The sequence below is a fragment of the Nocardia sp. AB354 genome (genome assembly GCF_049538315.1).
GTDB lineage: Bacteria > Actinomycetota > Actinomycetes > Mycobacteriales > Mycobacteriaceae > Nocardia > Nocardia nova.
In genome coordinates this window covers 28,183-46,945 of sequence record NZ_JBMVFU010000005.1, presented here as the reverse complement: position 1 = coordinate 46,945, position 18,763 = coordinate 28,183, and the positions used below count along the sequence as shown (strand labels likewise).

Genomic DNA, 18,763 nt, shown 5'->3' with positions numbered 1-18,763 from the left:
CGAAGTGTGAGGACGGCAGTAGCCGGGTGGTCTCGGCGACCTATCACTATGAGGAGTACGGCGGAACGAGCGACACTCGGCTTCGGGGCAAGGTCTCTCGTAGCAAGTAACACGCGGTGCCACGCGGTGGCGAAACGCGTGGTTCAGCGTGTGGTCGGGGCGCGCGGGGACGCTCACAGGTCCGCGCCCCAGCGGTCGACCGGGTCGGTGCCGCCGACGCCGGAGGCGAATTCTCGCACCCGCAGCCGCCCGCCGGCGTCGGACGCCAATGGTGGTGTGGCGCCGCCGGATCCGTGACTCATACCGGTGAGGACTTCGCGCAGGGCGGACACGGCGTCGATGCGCGGCGTCCAGCCCAGATCGCGCCTGGCCCGGGTGGTATCCATGATCGGCAGGCGCATCATCGCGTCGAACAGGTCGGGCGGGGCGGGGACCAGGCGCAGGCGCCAGCCGACTGCCAAGGCGGCTCGCACGGCCCCAGGTGGTACGGAAACCGTTGGCGCATCGAACAATACGCCGAGTTTCGCGCGGTCGATCACCGGATCGGCCGCGAGGTTGAAGGGGCCGTGCACACTCGGGTCGACGATGGCGAGACTGTAGGCGCTGCCGATGTCGTCGGCGTGCACCGCCTGCAGCCGCAGACCCGCCGGCACGGGCAGCACCGGAATCAGCGGCGGGCGCAGCACACTGCCCGGAACCAGCGGGCCCGCGAACAGGCGGCGCTGCTGGCTCGCGGAGGCCTGCTGGAACGTGAAGGCGGGCCGCATCCGCACCACGCGCCGGTCCGGATGCTCGTTCTCGAACAGATCGAGTAGACGCTCGACGTAGGCCTTCTCTCGCATGTACCCGGCCGGAGGCCAGCCCTCCGTCGGCCAGTCCTCGCCGACGGGATCATCGTGGTGCGCAGGGGAATACGCGCCGACCGACGACGCGTACACCAGCGACGGAACACCGGCCTGCGCGACCGCGCGCAGTACGCGTTCGGTGCCCTGTACGTTCGCGCGCCAGGTCTCGAGCGGCCGATGCGTCGGCTGGAACAACCACGCGAGATGGACCACCACATCGGCGCCGCGGAATTCGGTGAGCAGATCGTCGCAGCGTATGTCGGCACGCGCCCACCGCACTCCGTCGATCGGTTGCCGCGGCAGCCGCCGGGCCAATCCGACGATAGCGTCGATCTCGGGACGCCGCGCCAGCGCGGAGACCACCGCGGTACCGACGTTTCCGGTGGCGCCGACCACGACCACACGCATGACCGTCACCTCCCTCCCGGCGAATGCGACTGCGCCGCTTGGAGCGCGCGGGCCCGCGCGGTGAAGTCGATGCGGAAGTTGTCGAAGGTGATCGGCAGCGCCGCCGCGGGGGTGGGCTGCGGGTGCGAGCGCAGCTCGAGATCCAGTTCGTCGATCAGATGCGCCAGCAGGCTCGTGGTGAGGAACAGGACCAGATCGCGACCGGGGCATCGGACGGGCCCGGCACTGAACGGCACCAGCTGCGGATACCGCTCGGCGCGCCCGTCGAGCCAGATATCGGGGTCGAAGCTGTGCGCGAACGGCAGGAGGTCGGGGTCGCGGTGGAAGGCAGTCACCGGAATCAGCAGGCCCGCACCGGCTTCCACGGTGAACCGCTCGGCGCCGCGGCCCCATTCGGTGTCCTCGGTGGTGTCGCGCAACACCGCGGGGGTGGTCGGCCACAGCCGTACCGACTCCAGAACACAGGCCCGTAGATACGGCCGCGGCATGGCGCGCTCGGGCTCGTGTGCGTCCAGCCGCGCGCGGGACAGGTGCTCGGGATGGGTGGACAGGACGGCGAGGGCGCGCAGGGTCGCCATACCGGCAGCGTCGAAGGCGAACAGCCAATGCGGGATCCGGCCGACCGGATCGACCGCCCCTGCGGCCGGCAGTTGCGCCAATGCGCCTGCGAGGCTGTCGGTTTCGGCCGTCTGCACGTAGTCGTAGAGTTGTTCGTAGAAGCGCTCGCGCAGGCGACGATGCGGAAGCGCGGCATAGGACCAGTTGCCCGCCGCGCGCAGCCGCCACAGCCGATCGGTGATCGAGTCGTCCTCGCGGGCGCGCCGGCCCAGCACGATCCGGCGCACCAGCCGCCACCAATCGGTGGTGAAGTGCGCCGCGTCGAGACCGCCGCGCTGCACCGCGGCGCGGATCTGTTCGCGGGCGGCATCGGCGACCACTCCGGCGAACGGATCGGCCAGGTGGTGCAGCGGCCGGTCGGTGTCGAGCGCCTGTTCGTTCGGGCGTCGGCGCTGTTCGCGAGCCGCACCGTCGGAGATGAGAACCCCGTGCGGCTGGAAGGTGCGCAGCGCGGCGATCTTCTCGCGATTGGCGGGATGGAACGGAGTCGGCGCGCCGTCGAGGATCCGCGAGACGTCGGCCGGATCCAGCGGCACCAGCACCCGCCGGCCGGGCAGCACCAGTTCGACCGGGCCGCTGCCGAATTCACGCCGCAAGCGATGCATCCTGCGGACCGCGCGGTCGTCGGCGCCGACTCGCTCCAGCAGCGCCATCATGCCGCGGCGCCGGGCGATCACCCCGGCGGCGACCGGTGCCAGGCCGAGGTCGGCCAGTGCCGCCGCGGCGCGCAGTCCGGTCAGCCGGTGGGGTGATCGCCCGGGGGCCGGCGGCGGACGGGCAGGGTCGGCTGGGCTGCGCGAATCGGTTTCACCGTGCGGATCGGGTTCGCGGTGCACATCGGCCTCCTTTGGTCCTCAGCGACCGCCTACCCGGGAGGACCGGGGCGAAACGACACCCCGGGTCCCGATCGAATATTCGCCGAGAGGCCGGGTAGTGCCACGGTGATCGGGTAGTGCGACGGTGACGAGCGCACCACGAACGGGCCGGAGGTGACGATGGCACGCCAGGTCGACCCCCGCTGGAGTGACCCGCCGAGTCTCCGGCGGGCGGTGCGGTATGCGGTCGGTGTGCTGGTGCTGGCGGCGATCGTCGCCGGGGTGGCCCTGGGCTGGGCGGCCTCGCGGGATCAGTGCGCGAACGCCGACCACGTGGCCTGCGATACCGCGTCCCGGCTGGCCGTGGGACTGGTGCCCGGAATCGTGTTGTTGCTGGGCGGCATCGGCGCATTCGTCATCACCGTGCGGCAGTGGCGCGGCGGGCGGCCGTGGCCGGTATGGCAGGGCGCGGGCTGGTTTCTGTTCGCGGTGATGGTCGTGTATCTGGCGATGGCGATGGCCGCCGGCTGAACCCGGCCCCTCGTTTGGAGTAGCCGGCAGCGGGTAGGTCGTGCACGCAAGCAGTCGCCTAGGTGATGACTGTCAGCGAGGAAGGAGACCATCGTGGCCAAGACCTCCACGACCACCGATCCGATCGCGACGGTGCTGGAGCCGGAACAGCAACGGATCGCCGGTGACGCGCTGTGCGCCACCGTCGTCGATCTGATCGATCTGAGCCTGATCGGCAAGCAGGCGCACTGGAATGTGATCGGCCCCCGGTTCCGCACCGTCCACCTGGCGTTGGACGAACTGGTTGAGACCGCGCGCGGCTTCACCGACGCGGCGGCCGAACGGGCCACCGCGATCGGCGTCAGCCCGGACGGGCGCGCGCACACGGTCGCGGAGAGTTCCAGCGCCGAGCCGTTCCCGGCGGGGTGGCAGCAGGACGGCGACGTGGTCAGCGCGATCGTCGCCACCCTGGCCGCGGTCGTGCGCAGGCTGCGCGAGCGGATCGACGCCTCGGAGAAGGCGGATCCGGTCACCCAGGATCTGCTCATCGATATCGCCGCCCGGTTGGAGCAACTGCATTGGATGTGGCAGGCCCAGGCCGCGTAACGCGCGCGCTGCGACGATATCTGGTTCCGGCGGCGGCCGTGCTGGCCGTCGCCGGGTGCTCGGCGCCGGGGTCGCGATTGGAAGCACCCGACGCCGTGCGGGCGACACCTATCGGGGCGATCGTGCACGCACCGGTGTGGTCCTACCGATCGGGAGCGCTCGTGGCGCTGGCGCCCGACCGCGTGGTGAAGGTGAACGGCCTGGCCGACGGCCGCGGCGACACGGTCGGTTCGGCACGCCTGCCGGGCTTGGGGCCGAACCTGCAGATCAGCCCGGTGGACGAGGGCACGGCGCTGGTCAGCGCCACCGATCGGCAGGCCGTGGCCTCGATTCGGCTGTCCGATCTGGTCGATACCGGCACGCTGTCCGCCGGACCGCGGCCGTCGTATCTCGCCCTCGATTCCGGGGAGCGGATCCTGCTGGCGCTCTCCGAGGACGGCGCCACGGTCACGCCGGTGGATCTGCACCGCCGCACCGCATGGGCGCCCACGGTCGTGAACGCGGGTCCGCAAGCCCGTCTCGACGGGGCGAACCGCAGCCGTGAAGTGGAGTTCCACATCTACGGACCGCGGGGGAGCGCGCACTACAAGGGCAGTTCCTCACCCGCGGACGAAACCGGCGCCGACGACGAACCCGTACTCGCGGCGGCGGGGGACGGCACGAAGGTCACCCGGTTGTACGTGGCGCGGCCCGGGGGCAGGCTGGTCGCCCTCGACTCCCGTCGCGACGGATCCGGAAGCGAGACGGTCGGATCCGTCGACCTGGGTGCGCCGATCCGCTATCTGGCCACCGACGACACCCGCATCTACGCCGCGACGGACCGGCAGCTGGTGGTGCTGGAAACCCGCAGCTTCGAGGGCTACGCGAACGGCACCATTCCCGTGCTGCGCCGATTCGATCTGCCGACGCGCGGAGCGCAGGGATCGGCGTGGTCGGGGATCGCCGTGGGGCCGCATCGGGTCTATCTGACCGTCCGCGACCGGCCCGAGGTAGTCTCCGTCGCCAAGCCGCAACTGTGAGAGGTATCGCCGTGTCCGAAAACCGTGCCGCCACAGTGGATGTCGGTGAGGATCTGGATATCTTGAGTGAGCAGCTTCGGGGGTTGCGAGAGTTGGCCGCCGACCCGGATCTGACCGCAGCGGACGGTGTCGTGTACGACTTCGGCATCCGGTGGGGTGCGATGATGTCGGGACGGCTGCCGCGCGTGGTGTACTACCGCGAACGTGACGCCCTGTCCGCGGCCGACCGGGACCGGTTCGACCGGCTGGCCGGCGAATTCGCCGCGGCCGCCGCGACGATCGAGCGCTTCCGGCTGGCCCCGGCGCGAACGGGCGGCCGCTCCGAGCCCGCCCGCTAGGCCACCGGTTCGAGCCACAACTGAGCGCGGCGCATCCGGATTCCGGTGTGCGGCACCGGACATGCGGGATTCGCGCAGGTCAGCGCGACCATATAGGAGTCGAGTTCCTCGTCGAGAAACAGGAAACCCAGATACAGCGCATCGCCGACACGGAAATCCGTTGCGCCACAGGCCGGGCAGCGTGCGCGCCGTCGGTCGAGGTAGGCCAGGACGCGATCGCGTTGCCGTTCGGTCAGTTCGATGTTCTCCGGTCGCCGCGGCGGGGTCGTGGTCTGCTGCGTCGTCATATCTCGACGTCCTTGTCGTAGTAGATGTTGTCCTCCCGCCAGCCGCCCATCCCGCGGCCGATATGGGAGTAGTCGGAGACGAATTCGATCCGGTCGATCCATTTCGCCATCTTGAAACCGACCTGGTTCTCCACCCGAAGCCGAAGCGGCGCACCGTGTTCGATGGGTAGCGGCTCGCCGTTCATGCGATAGGCGAGCAGCGTCTGCGGGCTGTCTGCCAGCTCCAGATCCAGCACCTCGTAGAACTGGCCGACGCCGTCGGCGCTCGGATCGTCGCGACCGGTGTCCTGCATGGTGAGGAAGCACAGATACTTCGCGTCCGGCAACGGGCCGGCCCGGGCGACGAGTTCGCGCAGCGGCAGTCCGGTCCACTCGCCGATACTCGACCAGCCCTGTACGCAGTTGTGCAGCACCCGCTGGGTCTGCGGTTCGCCGATCGCGCGCAGATCGTCCAGGCTCAGGTGCATCGGGTGCTCGACCAGACCGCCGACGTCCAGGCGCCAATCGGCGAAATTGTGCGCGGCCATCACCTTGTACGGCAGCGCCGTGGGCGGTTTGCCGTTCACCCGATGTTCCGGCGAGAGGGCGCGGGTCGAGTAATCCTGTCGAGGTGTCAGCGGCCGGAGCAGGCCCAACCGCAGCCGGCGCACGAAGGCGCCCAGCACGCGCTGCACCGATCGCGGGTCGCGCAGGCTCCACACCGTGGCCGCGATATGCAGCAGCACGATCGCGCCGATGATCACGAACGACAGCGCGATCGCCCAATTGATATTGCGCACCTGTCCGAAGATCATCAAGGCGCTGAGCTGGCCCCAGCTCCAGAAGAACACCATCGACACGTGGATGACGATGAACACCGCGAAGGCCAGCAGACCCAGGAAATGCAGGCTGCGCGCCGACTGCCGGCCGCCGAACATACGCACGAACCACGGAAAGCGTGCCTCCACGGCCGGTGATTGCGCTGCGCCGGTGAGTATCTGGAACGGGGCGAGCACGAAGATCACGCCGGCGTAGGCGAGTTTCTGCACCGCGTCGAACGGCTGCCCCGGCAGCAGCGGCGGCAAATTGAAACTCATGTACGTCACGATGTCGTGCCAGGCCGCGGGAAACAGCGACCACGAGGTCGGGATGTAGCGCCGCCACTGGCCGGTCGCGAACAGCAGGATGTAATAGGCGAGGCCGACGAGTATCCAGCCCGCGACCGTCGCGAAATGCCAATGTCTGCCGAGACCCAATTTCTTGTGGCCGGGCAGCGCGATCAGGGAGGGGTAGCTCTCCTCCTCGTCGAGAGTGTCGTAGAGCTTGTCGGTCGGCATCCGTTTACGGGTGAATCGCGCCCATTCGGTGCCGGGTTTGCTGTCGTCGCGCCAGAAGAGTTTCGGGTAGCTCGACAGGATCTCCACACCGCTGCGCATCGCGAAGGTCAGAAACAGCACGTTGAGCCAATGTTCGATGCGCAGCCAGGCCGGAAAATCCAAGGTGGTCATCGTGTTTCACCCCGTTCCGTTCAGTCGTGCCAGTGCTGTGCCCGCGGATGCGCCACGGTGATACCCAGCACGATCGCGGTGATCACCGCCAGGAAGGTCAGTGCGCAGACTCCGGCCACGCTGCCCGGAGCGCTGTCCCACCAGCCTCGGACCTCGGGCAGGCCGGGGAGCCCGGCGAGCCTGCTGACCACGTAAACGACCAGGAACGCGAGGCAGACGAGCCCGCCCAGGGCCCAGCCCGCGCGTGCGGTGCGGGACCCGCACACCAGCGCCGCGGCGACGACGCAGCAGGCGATCAGGAATCCGAAACCCACCCGCAGGTAGTTCGGCAGCCCCGCCTCGCGCAGCAGCACGTAGAGATGCACCCCGCCCAGACCGAGCAGCAGTGCCGCCCCGGCCGCGGTGGTGGTGCGGGGCAGGTCGACGGCGGCGTAGCGGTCCACGATCAGCGGAAGGCCACCGCGTCGAGGACGCGGCCGTCCTCGGCGGCGATGACCACCTCGTAACCGCGTTCGGTCAATCCTCTGGCGAGCTCGAACCCGATACCGCTGGACGCGCCGGTCACCAGGGCGAGGGGAGGTGTGTCGGTCATATCTCACGCCTACCCGGACAGGGCGAACACATACCTGTGCGTCGCGATCGCGGCCGTCTGTCGCCGCGCCACAGGCCCAGGTTTCGCCCGATTTCCCGCACCGGCGTGGTTGCCCGCGCCGGTGCGGGGTATGGGCTGCAATGAGAGCCGACGACGATCAGGGGCGCTTCGCCCCGGACAGGACGCCGAACATGTCTGCAATGGATCCGGACCCGGCCAAGACTCCGGACCTGGAACCCGGTGGTGGCGTAGCCCCCGGTTCCACCCCGCCGGATACGGCACAGACCTCGGGCCTCTCGGCGCCCGAGCCGAGCACCCGTCACCATTTCCCCGCCAGCGGGGCGATGTTGATCGTCATCGTCGCGGCGATCGTACTGGTGTTCGTCGCCGTCGCGATCGCGCTGATCGTCTCCCTGGCCTGACGCTCAATCGAATTGAGGGAGGGCGCGACAGCCCGAAGCATGCGTCACCACCCGGTTCGGATGGGACGACCTCACGAAAAATCTTTTGGCACAACATCATCGGAGAGATCGGCCGGCACCGTCCGTAAGGTCGGTGCCGGCCGTCGCGGCAGTCTCCATGCCTGCTGTGACTACCGCCCCGTCCGGAGAGACGATCCGTCGCACGCCTCGCACCGGTGCACTCCGTTGTGCGGGACCGAATTGCGGGTATCCGTCGCCGTTGACGAATAGGGCGCTACGTGCGGATCGTTCTCGGTACAGGAGAAGTACCCCGGCTGCTCGGCCGTAACCGGCGCAGTGATCGCCGATTCGAGGTGCACGCGATCAGTCGACCTCGCCGGTCCGGTCGTGCTCGGCGCCCTCCGGCGTCGTGGTGTGCGGGGGTGTGAGCTCCGGGTCGTCGTCGGCGGGTGGTTCGGGATCGCGCCACTGTTCGGCGCGGCTGGAACGGTTGCCGCGAAAGGTCCCCTGTAGTTCGTGCCGCAGTTGATCGTCCTCGCGCGCACCGTGTTTGGTGTTTACTCGGTCCATCGTCCTCTCCTTTCGCGGATCACCGGTGTCGGAGCAGGGCAGCGACGCCGTCGGGCGGAACGGGATCTCGATCGATGGTCACGATGCCGGCGCCGGCCGCGAGCGCGGCCAGCGGCAGCGCCTCGTCGGCGCGACGGAGGTTGCTGTGGCCCGAGGGCAGGTCCGACGCCTGCACCGCGGTCGAATCCGGCCCGGCGTGCACGGCCCGGTCGCCGATGACGGCGGGGTCGATCAGCAGTGTCTCGACGTTGCGTTCCGTGAGCGCCGCAGCGACCCCGGGCAGGCCCTGCACCGCGAGTTCGTGCGCGCGGCGTTGTTCGTATCCGTCCACCAGGTCGCGAAATCGGGCTCGCGCCCGGTCCTGCAGCACCTCGGCGACCCGCCGGTCGAGGTCGGCCCGGTCGTCGTTCGCCTGCCGGGTGAAGCCGTCGAGCTGTACGACCTGCCGGTGATGTGAGGCCAGCGCGCCGACCAGCGCGGTGCGCGCGCTGATCTCGCCGGCCACCACGATCAGCCCGGCGGCGGCCCCGTCGGCCAGGCGCACCACCTCCTCGGCGGTGGCATCGATGGTCCGGCGCACCGTCTCCTCGACCCGGCTCTGCATCGAGCGATGCGACCATCCGCCACCGCGCACCTTGTGCTCCGGATGATGCGCCCCCTCGGTCCGGCGGTCGGTGCGGTGACCGTCGCCGTCGACCGTGTACAGATCGGCGCCGCGATCGTCGACCACCACGACGACGTGGGCGACGGCGGGCGGGCGCAGCTGCAGCAGCGGCAGCAGATACGGCATGTCCGACAGTCGCACGGTGGTGCGAGCGGGCGGCTCCGGCAGCGCCGCGGTGAGCAGGACACCGTCGGCGTCGGCGATGACCGCCTGTCCAGCGCGCCCCGGCGGTGGATCCGACAGACCGCGCTCGACGGCGTCGAGGACGGCGCTTTCCGCACCGTCCTCGTCCAGGGTCTCGCGGACCGCGCGGCTGCGCAGCCGCTGCTGGTGCGCGGCATCCTCGGTATCGCTGACGGTCTCGATGTAGACCGATGCGAAAGGCCCTGGGCGCTCGGTCAACTCTCGTAGTCCTGAAATGGTCACGTGCGGCGGCTACCCGCACCCGCCGAGTGAAACCTCGATCCGCGCCGGAATGCGTTTGCGGGTCCGGTCGCCGGGCATCTCCGAGCCATGAACTGTGCCGGGCGGGTGAGCCGATGGATGCCGCCGATGTGACGTTCGGGGTCGAGGAGGAGTTCCTGCTGGTCGATCCCGTTTCCGGAGCGCCGGTCCCGAAGAACTGCGAGGTCGCGCGGTCGGCATGCGACGCCGGTATCGATCTGCAGTTGGAGCTGACCAGTTGTCAGGTGGAAACCAGTAGTTCGGTGCATACGCGCGCGGCCGATCTGCTGCGGGAATTGCGGCAGTTGCGCGCCGCCGTGGTGCGCGCCGCGGCCGGCAACACCGCCCGACTGCTCGCGACCGGAGTGCCGCCGACCGTGCCCGACGCCTATCCGGTCACCGATACGCCGCGCTACCGCCGCATCGAGGAGCATTTCGGCATGCTCGCGCACGAACAGGGACTGTGCGGTTGCCATGTGCACGTCTCGGTGGACGATCCGGAGACCGCGGTGCAGATCAGCAATCATCTGCGGCCATGGCTGCCGGTATTCCTTTCGCTCACAGCCAATTCCGCGGTCTACCGCGGCACCGACACGGGATACGCGAGTTGGCGCAATGTGCTGTGGCGGCGCTGGCCCAGCGCCGGCCCGCCACCGTATTTCCAATCCTGCGCCGACTACGACGCCGCGGTCGACATGATGCTGACCTGCGGCAGCATCCTCGATACCGGCATGGTCTATTGGGATATTCGCCGCTCCACGCATTTCCCGACGCTGGAGATCCGCATCAGCGACGTTCCCGTGACGGCCGAGGAATCGGCATTGCTGGCGAGCCTGGTACGTGCCGCGGCCGTGGTCGGCCGTGCGGAGGTGCGGCGCGGCCGGCGGGCGCCCGCGGTACCGGCCGCCACCCTGCGCGCCGCCTACTGGAAGTCCGCGCGCGAAGGACTCGACGGCGACGGCGTCGATCCGCTGGACGGCCGGGTGGAACCGGCCCGCATCCGGCTGGCCCGGCTCGTCGACCATGTCACCCCGGCCTTGCGGGAACTCGAGGAGGAGCAGTTCGTGACCGAGACGATCGCCGCGGTGACGGCCCGCGGCAACGGAGCCCGGCGGCAGTCGGCCGCGCTGCGCCGCCGCGGAGCGATCGCCGACGTGGTGGACGAACTGGCCGAGGCGACCGCGGACGGCTGTTCGGTGTAGGGGAGGGTGCGTATGCGTATCGCGATCACGGGCGCGAGCGGCAATGTCGGCACGGCACTGTTGCGCGCGTTGCCCGACGCCGAGGTCGTCGCCATCGCCCGGCGGCCACCGCTCGCCGACCGGGAACCGTATGCGCGCGCACGCTGGCTCGCCTGCGATATCGGAGATCCCGCGGCCCGTCCCACGCTGGCGGCGGCCTTCGACGGGGCGGACGCGGTGGTGCACCTGGCCTGGGCGGTGCATCCGCGCCGCAGCGACCCGCCGCTGGAACGCACCAACCGGATCGGCACCGACCACGTGCTGGGCGCGGTGGCCGACAGCGGCGTGGCGCATCTGACGGTCGCGTCGTCGGTGGCGGCCTATTCGCCCGCGCCGCGCTGGACCCGCGTCGACGAGCAGCAGCCCCGCGACGGCGTACCCGGCGGTGCCTACAGTCAGGGCAAGGCCGAACTGGAACGGCGGCTGGACGCCTTCGCCGGCGAACGACCGGCGGTCGGTCTCGCCCGGATCCGGCCGTGCGGCATCGCCCAATCCGACGCGGCCGCGGAACTCGGCGACTGGCTGCTCGGGCCCTGGCTGCCGCGTTCTCCGGTGGGGCGCCCGTGGTTGCCGGTGCCGCTGTGGCCGCGGCTTCGCCTGCAGCTCGTGCACGCCGAGGATGTGGCCGCGGCGATCCGGGCCATCCTGGTGCGGCGGGCCACCGGCGCGTTCGACCTGGCCGCCGAACCCGTGCTCACCCCACCCACGCTGACCGAGATATTCGGCGGATTCCAGCTGCCCGTCCCCCGCCCGGTGCTGAGCGCCGCCGCCTTCGCGGGCTGGCGAATCGGACTGCTGCCGTTGCACCCCTCCTGGCTGAAGCTGGCCGACCGGGCCTGTCTGGTCCGGGCGGAGCGGGCGCGGCGTGAACTCGATTGGCGGCCGGCGCATTCCGCGGTCGATGTGGCGACGGAGCTTGCCGCCGGTTTGCGCGAGCACACCTCCGGCGGCAGCCCGCCGTTGAATCCGGAGCCGATGCGGTTTCGCCCGGGCCGCCCGACGCACCAGGATCAGCGGCCGGACCATCGGCCGCGATGAACGCCGGTGACTGCGGAATGCCGGCGACTACGGCTCGGGGTTGTCGGGCGCGAGGGTGCCGGGCCGAGGGGTATCGATCTTGCGGGTGTCGACGTAATGGGACGCCACCAGATCACAGAGGCGCGCCAGCGACTGTTTGTTGCGGGGCTTGAGGGCCAGGGTCTGCAGCACGTCGGGGATGAGCCGGCCCGGCCCGCGAATCACCTCCTCGCTCATGCTCACCTCGGTGGTGTCGGCATCGATCGGCGTCATCGCCAGCCGGATCCATGCCACTCCCAGCGGCCACAACTCCGCCTCCAGTTCGATGCTGTTCGGCGGGTCCACGGCCACCACCCGGGTGGCCTGCTGAGCCATCAGCGGCCATGCGCCGACGCTGTGATGAATCCGGGAGCCGATTCGCGGCCAGTCCTGGTCCACGTCGCGCATATGGGTGGACCCCACCACCCAGTGGCCGTAGGACCAGCCGTCGGCCAGCACGGCGAACACCTGCTCGGCCGAGCCGGGAACTCCCATCGTGACCTCGCCCATCAGCACACCGCCAACGCGTCGCGAATCATGTCCAGATGGTGCTGAACCACGGGCGCGGCGTTCTGTGCCAGCGCCGTGACCTGCGGGCTGCTGCCCTGCGCGGTCTCGGTGGCGCCCGCCTGCAGCGTCTGGACGTGGAAACCTTCCTGCATGTGCAGCCAGGCCAGGTCGTAGTCGCGCCCGGTCTTCATCGCCGTGTCGCGCATCTGCTGCGACTGGTCGGCGGTCGGCATCAGCGGCAGGGCGACGCCGTTCGGTATCGCGACCGCGGCCCCCATCGCCTCCAGCCGGGTGTGGTCGGCGACCAGAACGGGACCGAGATCGCGGACCTGCTGACACGTACCCATGGCCGCCGCGCCGGCCCCCGACAGCATCTCGGTCATATTCCCCTGGTGGACGGCGACGAGAAAATCACTGTCCTGTGCCGACAACGCGGCCGGTTGGGCCGCGCCGACCGCGGTCGCGCCCAGGCCGAGGCCGATCGCGGCGGCGGTGGTGACCAGCAGACGATGCGGTGATCTCATGATGTGCTCCTGTTCGCCGGGTATTTGCAGGCCGGATGCCCAGCGCGGCGCGTCGTACACGTGCCGATGGCGCTCACAGCACGACGGTTTCGCCGCGCGCGATCTCCCACGATCCGGTCGGCCCAGCCGCGCCGGCCCATCCGGTCCCGGAAATCGCCGAGCGGGGAGGCGAAGACGGTGTAGTCCTCGTAGTGCACCGGCACCGCGCGCGGCAGTCGCAGCAGGTCCACCAGTCCGGTTCCCTGCGCCCCGTCCATCGTGACGGTGAGTCCGAAGGGCAGTCTCGGCCCGGCGGGCAGCCGCCGGGAGATCAGCCCGTAACCCGGATAGGCGTGCTTGTTGCGGTGCAGGAAGTTCGGGTCGGTCAGCACCGTGATCTCGCCGAAGGACAGCAGCGTCTTCGCGTTGCCGACGAAGGTGCTCGACAGGTCCACAGCTGTCTCTGTCCGGTCAGCGGTCGGTGTCGTAGAGGGCGTTGTGCAAGCGGGACAACAACTTTCGCCGCGGCCATCCGGTGGGCCGGGAATCGGCCAAGGCGGCGCGGGCGGCGTTGGCGCCGCAGGTGCCGTGCACGCCGCCGCCCGGATGTGCCGACGCCGAGCCCAGATACAGTCCCGGCACCACGGTTTCGGGGCGGCCGAGCCCGGGAACCGGGCGGAACACCAACTGCTGATGCAATTGGGAAGTGCCGCCGTTGACCGCGCCGCCGACGAGATTGCCGTCGGCGCCGTGCAAATCGCTGGGCCGCTGCACGATTCGTGCGTGAATCCGGCTGCCGAAGCCGGGGGCGTAGGCCTCGAGCACGGCGTCGACCCGTTCGGCCAGCAGGTCGGCCGAGGCGTCGTCGGTGACCCCGCGCGGCAGGTGGGTGTAGGCCCACGCCGATTCGGTGCCGGGCGCCGACCGGCTGGGATCGGCCGTGGTCATCTGACCGAACAGCATGAACGGCGTGTGCGGTACCACGCCGGTGCCGATATCGGTGGTCCACCGCGCCAGCCCCGCCCGGTCGGCGCCCAGATGCACCGTGCCCGCCGCCCGAAGCTGCTTCGATCGCCACGGAATCGGTTCGGAGAGAGCGTAATTCACCTTGACGGTCGGCGCGTCCCAGGTGAATCGTTCGAGATCCGCGCGCAGCCGTTGCGGCAGATCCGCGTCGGCGAGCAGCCGGGTGTAGAGCGTCGGCGCGTCGATGTCGGCGATGACGGCCTTGCGTGCCCGCACCACCTGGCCGGCGGCGGTGATCACCCCGGCGGCGCGTCCGTCACGGATGAGGACGCGGTCCACCGGCTGGCCGCAGTGCACCCGGGCCCCCGCCGATTCGGCGCGGTGGACCAGGGCCGCACTCAGCGCCCCGGCTCCGCCCACCGGAACCGGAAATCCGCCGTCCTGGGCGAGCATGGTCAGCAGATAGCCGTAGACACCGCTGCCGGGGGCGTCCACCGGGACATCGGCATGCATCGCGTTGCCCAGGATCAGCAATTTGGCGGCTTCGTCGTGGAACAGTTCGTCGACCATCCGCCCGACCGGCAGCATCAGGAACCGCAGATAGCGGAACAGTTCGGCGGAGCCGAGATCGCGCCACAACCCGGCCGTGCCGCGCACGGGCGGGAACGGGCCGAGGAACGACCCGAGCAGATGTTCGCGCACCTGCCGCCACTGCTCGACCAGCCGCAGCCAGGTGCGGCCGTCGCGGGGATCGCGCCGAGCCAGCGCCTCGGCCGTGGCTTCGGCGTCCGGATGCACGACGGCGGCATCCGTATCCTCGGGGCTCGACGGGTGGCCGTACACGATGGGCGCTCGGCTCCACCGCAATCCGTGATCGTCCAGACCGAGGTCGCGCAGCGCCGGTGAGGCGCCGACCATCGGATAGAACGCGCTGAACAGATCCATCCGGTAGCCGGGCACCAGCTCGGCGCTGCGCACGGCGCCCCCGGCGGTGTCCTGGGCTTCCAGCACCGCCACATCCCAGCCGTGATCGGCGAGCAGCGCGGCGCTCACCAGGCCGTTGTGCCCGCCGCCGATGATCACGGCATCGACCGGCTCGGCGTCGAGCGGCGTCGAACCACCGGGGGCGGGCGAGGTCACGGGCACTCGCTACGGCCGGGGCCGGTCGACGTCCCCACGCCACGCACCGGATTCCTGTGGGCGCGCCTCGATGAAGTCGCGGAAACGCTCGAGGTCACCCTTGACGCGGCGATCGAGTATGCCGAGCTTGTCGGCGACGTTCTCCACGAACCCGTCCGGATCGATATCCATCTGGGCGGTGACGCGCGTGGTGTCCTCGTCGAGCCGATGGAAGGTGATCACGCCCGCATGCCGGGGACCGGCCTCCGTGGTCCACGACACCCGCTCGTCGGGGTGCTGCTCGGTGATCTTCGCGTCGAATTCGCGCGTCATGCCGGCGACGTGCACCGTCCAGTGGGTGTGCGTGTCGTCGCGCTGCTCGACCCGCTCCACGCCCTGCATGAACTGCGGGAACGATTCGAACTGGGTCCACTGGTTGTAGGCGGTGGTCACCGGTACGTGCACATCGACCGATTCGGTGACTGTTGTCATGCTGCGACCTCCTCGTGGTCTCGGTGGGCAACGCTGACGCCATACCCGCGCCACGCGCTCGTACACGGATCACTCGGTGGTGGCGCCGAGTGCGTGCGGCGCCGCGTCGCGGGTTACCAGGTCAGAACGGGTTTGACGACGCGTCCCGTGTGGTGGTCGGCCAGGGCGGTGCCGATCTCGGTGGACGGGTAGGACCGGACCAGCCGGTCGAGCGGTAGCCGCCCGGCCGTGTAGAGCTCCAGCAACTGCGGGATGAACCGCTGCGGCACGGCGTCGCCCTCCAGGCAACCGTGAATGGTCTTGCCGCCCAACACGATCTCGCGCATGTCGAGTTGCGGGACGCCGACGCCGAGGCCGACCACCGCCACCGCGCCACCGGTGGCCAGGGCCGCCACCGCCGCGGCGAGCACCTCCGGGCGGCCGGTGGTGTCGAGGGCATGGGTGGTGCCGCCGCCGGTGAGTTCGGCGATCGTGGCGGCGGTCTCGGCGTCGGCCGGGTCGAGCGCGGCGGCCGCGCCGAGTTCGAGGGCCAGCGCACGGCGATCGGCCGAGGGTTCGACGACCAGCACCGTGGTGCCGGGCAGTGTCCGCGCGGCCAGGAGTCCGGCCATACCGACCGCACCCGCGCCGTAGATCACGATCTGCGAATCCGGTTCGGGGGCGAGCACATTCAGGATCGCGCCCGCGCCGGTCTGGAAACCGCAGCCCAGCGCGGCGGCGACGACCGGATCGGTGTCGGCGGGGACGACGATCGTGTTGTCCGCGGTGCTCAGCGCGTACCCGGCGAAACTCGACTGCCCGAAGAAGCCGTCGCGCACGCGCGTGCCGTCGACGGTGATGCGGGGCGAGCGGTCGGCACGGCCGCTGAACTGGTTCAACGCGGTGGATCGCGCACAGTACGGCAGCCGGCCGAGACGGCAGTTGCGGCAGTTCCCGCAGTGCCGGAAGGTCAGCACCACCCGGTCGCCGGGCCGCACACCCGTCACCTCGGCGCCGACGGTCTCCACCACACCCGCGCCCTCGTGGCCGAGCAGCACCGGGCGGTCGGACGCGCCGGCGGCGCGGGAGACCAGATCGGTGTGGCAGATGCCCGACGCCTCGATCCGGACCAGGATCTCGTCGGCGCGCGGCTCGTCGATCGCGACGGATTCGAGGCTGAACGGAGCCCGCGGATCACGCGACAGCGCGGCAGTGGTCAGCGGCACGGCTCAGACCCGCTCGAGCAGGAAGTAGAAGAATTCGCCGCCGGCCAGCACCAATTCGGGGCGGCCGTTCATGATGCCCATCAGCGTGTTGTCGTCGAGGCGCTTGAAGTGGTCGAACACCGCGCGGCCGTCGTAGACCATGGTCGCGGTGACCTCGCCGCGGAATTCGATATTCCACAGCGTGGCCTTGCCGCCGCCCAATTCGACATCGGAGAACAGCGTGCCGTCCTCGGCGCGGCAGATCAGCGGTTCGGCATCCATCGTCGAATGGAAGGTCTTGCCGTACCAGCCGCTCTTGTCGAGTGCGCGGCACAGCGGATGTCCGGTGCGGAAGGCGGCGCCTTTCCATTCGCCGAGGATGTCCTCGGCGCGTACCACCGCGAGGTCGGCCCACAGCCGGTCCAGCTCGTCCGTCGTTACCCCGCTCGATTGCGCCGCCAGCTCGCGCCAGCGTTCGGTCGTCCCGGTCATCGATTCCTCCACAGTTTCCCGAACCAGCTGGTTCGGCAACCTACACCCGAACCAGCTGGTTCGGCAAGATAGGATCCGCGGCATGCGCGCAGCAGGCCATGCCACCAGGGAGCGAATCCTCGCCGCGGCCAAGGCGGAGTTCGCCCGCTACGGCGTGGCCGGAGCCCGGATCAACCGGATCGCGGAGGCGGCCAATGCCAGCAAGGATCGCCTGTACGCCTATTTCGCCGGCAAGGACGATCTCTACGCGGCGGTGACCGAGCAGTGGGCGACCGAGACCACCGCCGAGACCGCCCTGGACGCGGGCGATCTGCCGTCCTATGTCGGCAGGCTTTTCGATCACTATCTGCGAAACCCCGACAACGCCCGCCTGCAGGCGTGGGCGGAGATCGAACGCACCGACATCCCGGGCGCCGACGAGGCGATCCGCCGCGCGGTCGCACCCAAGATCGCCGAGATCCGCCGCGGTCAGCGCGCCGGAGTCATCACCGGCACCTTCCATCCGCTGACGCTGCTGACCCTGCTGACCGATCTCGCCCGCACCTCCGCGGTCCACGCCCTGCACGACGACGACGCCGAGGACCGGCGCGCGGCCACCGTTCTCGCGGCCCGGCGGCTGATCGCCCCCTGAGCGTGGCGCCGGTTTGCCCGCCGTGGTCGCGGGTAGCGCGAGTGCTGAGGCTTCACGCAAGCGCGGGGCTTCCACCGCCGCCACGTCGACAGGAGATCGCGATGGGTTTTCCGGAGCAGCAGCAACAGGTCCCCGGGGTGCAACAGCAGATGTCTCCGCGACCGGACTGCGGGGAGGACAGCTATCAGGGATCGGGCAAGCTCACCGGAAAGGCAGCGGTGATCACCGGCGCCGACAGCGGAATCGGCCGGGCCGTGGCCATCGCCTTCGCGCGCGAGGGCGCCGATGTGCTGATCTCCTACCTCGACGAGCACGAGGACGCCCAACAGGTCGTCGCGCTGGTGGAGCAGGCGGGCCGCAAGGCGGTCGCGGTACCGGGCGACCTCTCCGATCCCGAACACTGCAAGGCCGTCATCGACCGCGCCGCAACCGAATTCGGCAAGATCGACGTGCTGGTCAGCAACGCCGCGTATCAGATGACGCACGAAAGCCTCGACGAGATCTCCGGCGAGGAATGGGATTACACGTTCAAGCTCAATGTCGGCGCGCTGTTCCATCTGGCGAAGGCGGCCGTCCCGCATATGCCGGCGGGCGGCTCGATCATCGGCAGCTCCTCGGTGAACTCCGATATGCCCTCACCGACGCTGGCGCCCTACGCCGCCACCAAGGCGGCGATCGCCAACTTCTGCGCCAGTCTCGCGCAGATGTTGGGGGAGAAGGGAATTCGCGTCAACAGCGTGGCGCCCGGTCCTATCTGGACGCCGCTGATCCCGTCCACCATGCCGGTGGAGAAGGTGCGCAACTTCGGCGACGACGTCCCGCTCGGGCGGGCGGGGCAACCCGCCGAGCTTGCCGCTTCCTATGTGCTGCTGGCCTCCGACGACGGCAGCTACATCTCCGGCGCGCGGCTCGCCGTGACCGGCGGCCGGCCGATCCTCTGATCG

Annotated in this window: 24 protein-coding genes; 9 read left to right on the top strand and 15 right to left on the bottom strand. The window is 70.0% G+C overall.

What is annotated here, in order from left to right:
- Nucleotides 1-173: 173 nt before the first annotated feature.
- Nucleotides 174-1,253 carry an NAD-dependent epimerase/dehydratase family protein gene (locus ACPCUW_RS09040; RefSeq protein WP_064901387.1) on the bottom strand — a complete coding sequence of 360 codons (1,080 nt, stop codon included), beginning with the start codon at nt 1,251-1,253 and terminating at the stop codon, nt 174-176.
- Nucleotides 1,254-1,258: 5 nt separating this feature from the next.
- Entirely contained in the window at nt 1,259-2,611 is a 1,353-nt protein-coding gene (locus ACPCUW_RS09035; RefSeq protein ID WP_423424493.1) for a cytochrome P450, read from the bottom strand.
- 255 nt (nt 2,612-2,866) lie between these two features.
- On the opposite strand from ACPCUW_RS09035, the gene ACPCUW_RS09030 reads away from it, so the two are divergent.
- The 4 genes from ACPCUW_RS09030 to ACPCUW_RS09015 all read left to right on the top strand — a co-directional run bounded on the left by ACPCUW_RS09030 (nt 2,867) and on the right by ACPCUW_RS09015 (nt 5,159).
- Nucleotides 2,867-3,217 carry a hypothetical protein gene (locus ACPCUW_RS09030; protein WP_423424292.1) on the top strand — a complete coding sequence of 117 codons (351 nt, stop codon included), beginning with the start codon at nt 2,867-2,869 and terminating at the stop codon, nt 3,215-3,217.
- Between the two features lie 93 nt (nt 3,218-3,310).
- Nucleotides 3,311-3,802 carry a Dps family protein gene (locus ACPCUW_RS09025; RefSeq protein WP_063015554.1) on the top strand — a complete coding sequence of 164 codons (492 nt, stop codon included), beginning with the start codon at nt 3,311-3,313 and terminating at the stop codon, nt 3,800-3,802.
- Nucleotides 3,781-4,821 carry a hypothetical protein gene (locus ACPCUW_RS09020; protein WP_423424291.1) on the top strand — a complete coding sequence of 347 codons (1,041 nt, stop codon included), beginning with the start codon at nt 3,781-3,783 and terminating at the stop codon, nt 4,819-4,821. The genes ACPCUW_RS09025 and ACPCUW_RS09020 overlap by 22 nt, the downstream gene beginning before the upstream one ends.
- 11 nt (nt 4,822-4,832) lie before the next feature.
- On the top strand, nt 4,833-5,159 hold the full coding sequence (locus ACPCUW_RS09015; protein ID WP_423424290.1) for a hypothetical protein: 327 nt from the start codon (nt 4,833-4,835) through the stop codon (nt 5,157-5,159).
- Here the strand turns inward: ACPCUW_RS09015 and ACPCUW_RS09010 are convergent.
- Genes ACPCUW_RS09010 through ACPCUW_RS08995 form a run of 4 tightly spaced genes read right to left on the bottom strand, consistent with a single transcriptional unit; the run spans nt 5,156 to nt 7,525 of the window.
- Nucleotides 5,156-5,446 (bottom strand): hypothetical protein, encoded by a 291-nt coding sequence (locus ACPCUW_RS09010; protein ID WP_030513829.1) that lies wholly within the window; start codon nt 5,444-5,446, stop codon nt 5,156-5,158. The genes ACPCUW_RS09015 and ACPCUW_RS09010 overlap by 4 nt on opposite strands.
- Complete coding sequence (locus tag ACPCUW_RS09005; RefSeq protein WP_104362693.1) at nt 5,443-6,933, bottom strand: molybdopterin-dependent oxidoreductase; 1,491 nt, start codon at nt 6,931-6,933, stop codon at nt 5,443-5,445. Before ACPCUW_RS09005 ends, ACPCUW_RS09010 begins: the two co-directional genes overlap by 4 nt.
- A 20-nt stretch (nt 6,934-6,953) precedes the next feature.
- On the bottom strand, nt 6,954-7,376 hold the full coding sequence (locus ACPCUW_RS09000; protein ID WP_063015558.1) for a hypothetical protein: 423 nt from the start codon (nt 7,374-7,376) through the stop codon (nt 6,954-6,956).
- Nucleotides 7,377-7,378: 2 nt separating this feature from the next.
- Complete coding sequence (locus ACPCUW_RS08995; protein WP_082857141.1) at nt 7,379-7,525, bottom strand: SDR family NAD(P)-dependent oxidoreductase; 147 nt, start codon at nt 7,523-7,525, stop codon at nt 7,379-7,381.
- A gap of 191 nt (nt 7,526-7,716) precedes the next feature.
- On the opposite strand from ACPCUW_RS08995, the gene ACPCUW_RS08990 reads away from it, so the two are divergent.
- Nucleotides 7,717-7,947, top strand: coding sequence for a DUF6480 family protein (locus ACPCUW_RS08990; RefSeq protein WP_030513833.1), 231 nt, complete (start codon nt 7,717-7,719; stop codon nt 7,945-7,947).
- Between the two features lie 363 nt (nt 7,948-8,310).
- On the opposite strand, the gene ACPCUW_RS08985 is transcribed toward ACPCUW_RS08990, so the two are convergent.
- Both ACPCUW_RS08985 and ACPCUW_RS08980 read right to left on the bottom strand, forming a co-directional pair.
- Nucleotides 8,311-8,517 (bottom strand): hypothetical protein, encoded by a 207-nt coding sequence (locus tag ACPCUW_RS08985; protein ID WP_423424289.1) that lies wholly within the window; start codon nt 8,515-8,517, stop codon nt 8,311-8,313.
- Nucleotides 8,518-8,536: 19 nt separating this feature from the next.
- Nucleotides 8,537-9,607 carry a Vms1/Ankzf1 family peptidyl-tRNA hydrolase gene (locus tag ACPCUW_RS08980; protein WP_423424288.1) on the bottom strand — a complete coding sequence of 357 codons (1,071 nt, stop codon included), beginning with the start codon at nt 9,605-9,607 and terminating at the stop codon, nt 8,537-8,539.
- A 113-nt stretch (nt 9,608-9,720) separates the two neighbouring features.
- Between ACPCUW_RS08980 and ACPCUW_RS08975 the strand changes: the two genes are divergently transcribed.
- Together ACPCUW_RS08975 and ACPCUW_RS08970 are read left to right on the top strand one after the other, a co-directional pair.
- The gene (locus ACPCUW_RS08975) at nt 9,721-10,827 is read left to right on the top strand and encodes a glutamate--cysteine ligase 2 (RefSeq protein ID WP_423424287.1); all 1,107 of its coding nucleotides are present in this window, start codon (nt 9,721-9,723) and stop codon (nt 10,825-10,827) included.
- Nucleotides 10,828-10,839: 12 nt separating this feature from the next.
- Nucleotides 10,840-11,904 (top strand): NAD-dependent epimerase/dehydratase family protein, encoded by a 1,065-nt coding sequence (locus ACPCUW_RS08970; protein WP_423424286.1) that lies wholly within the window; start codon nt 10,840-10,842, stop codon nt 11,902-11,904.
- Nucleotides 11,905-11,931: 27 nt separating this feature from the next.
- On the opposite strand, the gene ACPCUW_RS08965 is transcribed toward ACPCUW_RS08970, so the two are convergent.
- The 7 genes from ACPCUW_RS08965 to ACPCUW_RS08935 form a co-directional block, all read right to left on the bottom strand.
- Nucleotides 11,932-12,432: an SRPBCC family protein gene (locus tag ACPCUW_RS08965; RefSeq protein WP_082857147.1), complete on the bottom strand. Its 501-nt coding sequence runs from the start codon at nt 12,430-12,432 to the stop codon at nt 11,932-11,934.
- A complete protein-coding gene (locus tag ACPCUW_RS08960) occupies nt 12,432-12,956 on the bottom strand; it encodes a DUF4142 domain-containing protein (protein WP_146098665.1) in 525 nt (174 codons plus the stop codon). Before ACPCUW_RS08960 ends, ACPCUW_RS08965 begins: the two co-directional genes overlap by 1 nt.
- Entirely contained in the window at nt 12,953-13,390 is a 438-nt protein-coding gene (locus ACPCUW_RS08955; protein ID WP_423424285.1) for a hypothetical protein, read from the bottom strand. The genes ACPCUW_RS08960 and ACPCUW_RS08955 overlap by 4 nt, the downstream gene beginning before the upstream one ends.
- 16 nt (nt 13,391-13,406) lie before the next feature.
- Nucleotides 13,407-15,041: a phytoene desaturase family protein gene (locus ACPCUW_RS08950; RefSeq protein ID WP_423424284.1), complete on the bottom strand. Its 1,635-nt coding sequence runs from the start codon at nt 15,039-15,041 to the stop codon at nt 13,407-13,409.
- Between the two features lie 9 nt (nt 15,042-15,050).
- A complete protein-coding gene (locus tag ACPCUW_RS08945; protein WP_423424283.1) occupies nt 15,051-15,512 on the bottom strand; it encodes an SRPBCC family protein in 462 nt (153 codons plus the stop codon).
- 113 nt (nt 15,513-15,625) lie between these two features.
- Entirely contained in the window at nt 15,626-16,717 is a 1,092-nt protein-coding gene (locus ACPCUW_RS08940) for an NAD(P)-dependent alcohol dehydrogenase (protein ID WP_423424282.1), read from the bottom strand.
- Nucleotides 16,718-16,720: 3 nt separating this feature from the next.
- A complete protein-coding gene (locus ACPCUW_RS08935) occupies nt 16,721-17,188 on the bottom strand; it encodes a DUF4334 domain-containing protein (RefSeq protein WP_030513843.1) in 468 nt (155 codons plus the stop codon).
- 82 nt (nt 17,189-17,270) lie between these two features.
- Here ACPCUW_RS08935 and ACPCUW_RS08930 point away from each other — a divergent pair, with 82 nt between their 5' ends.
- Nucleotides 17,271-17,819 (top strand): TetR family transcriptional regulator, encoded by a 549-nt coding sequence (locus ACPCUW_RS08930; RefSeq protein ID WP_030513844.1) that lies wholly within the window; start codon nt 17,271-17,273, stop codon nt 17,817-17,819.
- A gap of 101 nt (nt 17,820-17,920) precedes the next feature.
- On the top strand, nt 17,921-18,760 hold the full coding sequence (locus ACPCUW_RS08925; RefSeq protein ID WP_423424281.1) for an SDR family oxidoreductase: 840 nt from the start codon (nt 17,921-17,923) through the stop codon (nt 18,758-18,760).
- Nucleotides 18,761-18,763 lie beyond the last annotated feature (3 nt).

Bases quoted from the DNA above. Each gene is read 5' to 3' on its own strand.
- ACPCUW_RS09040 (WP_064901387.1), bottom strand. From the start codon at position 1,253: ATGCGTGTGGTCGTGGTCGGCGCCACCGGAAACGTCGGTACCGCGGTG.
- ACPCUW_RS09030 (WP_423424292.1), top strand. From the start codon at position 2,867: ATGGCACGCCAGGTCGACCCCCGCTGGAGTGACCCGCCGAGTCTCCGG.
- ACPCUW_RS09010 (WP_030513829.1), bottom strand. From the start codon at position 5,446: ATGACGACGCAGCAGACCACGACCCCGCCGCGGCGACCGGAGAACATC.
- ACPCUW_RS09005 (WP_104362693.1), bottom strand. From the start codon at position 6,933: ATGACCACCTTGGATTTTCCGGCCTGGCTGCGCATCGAACATTGGCTC.
- ACPCUW_RS08995 (WP_082857141.1), bottom strand. From the start codon at position 7,525: ATGACCGACACACCTCCCCTCGCCCTGGTGACCGGCGCGTCCAGCGGT.
- ACPCUW_RS08990 (WP_030513833.1), top strand. From the start codon at position 7,717: ATGTCTGCAATGGATCCGGACCCGGCCAAGACTCCGGACCTGGAACCC.
- ACPCUW_RS08985 (WP_423424289.1), bottom strand. From the start codon at position 8,517: ATGGACCGAGTAAACACCAAACACGGTGCGCGCGAGGACGATCAACTG.
- ACPCUW_RS08975 (WP_423424287.1), top strand. From the start codon at position 9,721: ATGGATGCCGCCGATGTGACGTTCGGGGTCGAGGAGGAGTTCCTGCTG.
- ACPCUW_RS08970 (WP_423424286.1), top strand. From the start codon at position 10,840: ATGCGTATCGCGATCACGGGCGCGAGCGGCAATGTCGGCACGGCACTG.
- ACPCUW_RS08965 (WP_082857147.1), bottom strand. From the start codon at position 12,432: ATGGGCGAGGTCACGATGGGAGTTCCCGGCTCGGCCGAGCAGGTGTTC.
- ACPCUW_RS08960 (WP_146098665.1), bottom strand. From the start codon at position 12,956: ATGAGATCACCGCATCGTCTGCTGGTCACCACCGCCGCCGCGATCGGC.
- ACPCUW_RS08945 (WP_423424283.1), bottom strand. From the start codon at position 15,512: ATGACAACAGTCACCGAATCGGTCGATGTGCACGTACCGGTGACCACC.
- ACPCUW_RS08935 (WP_030513843.1), bottom strand. From the start codon at position 17,188: ATGACCGGGACGACCGAACGCTGGCGCGAGCTGGCGGCGCAATCGAGC.
- ACPCUW_RS08930 (WP_030513844.1), top strand. From the start codon at position 17,271: ATGCGCGCAGCAGGCCATGCCACCAGGGAGCGAATCCTCGCCGCGGCC.
- ACPCUW_RS08925 (WP_423424281.1), top strand. From the start codon at position 17,921: ATGGGTTTTCCGGAGCAGCAGCAACAGGTCCCCGGGGTGCAACAGCAG.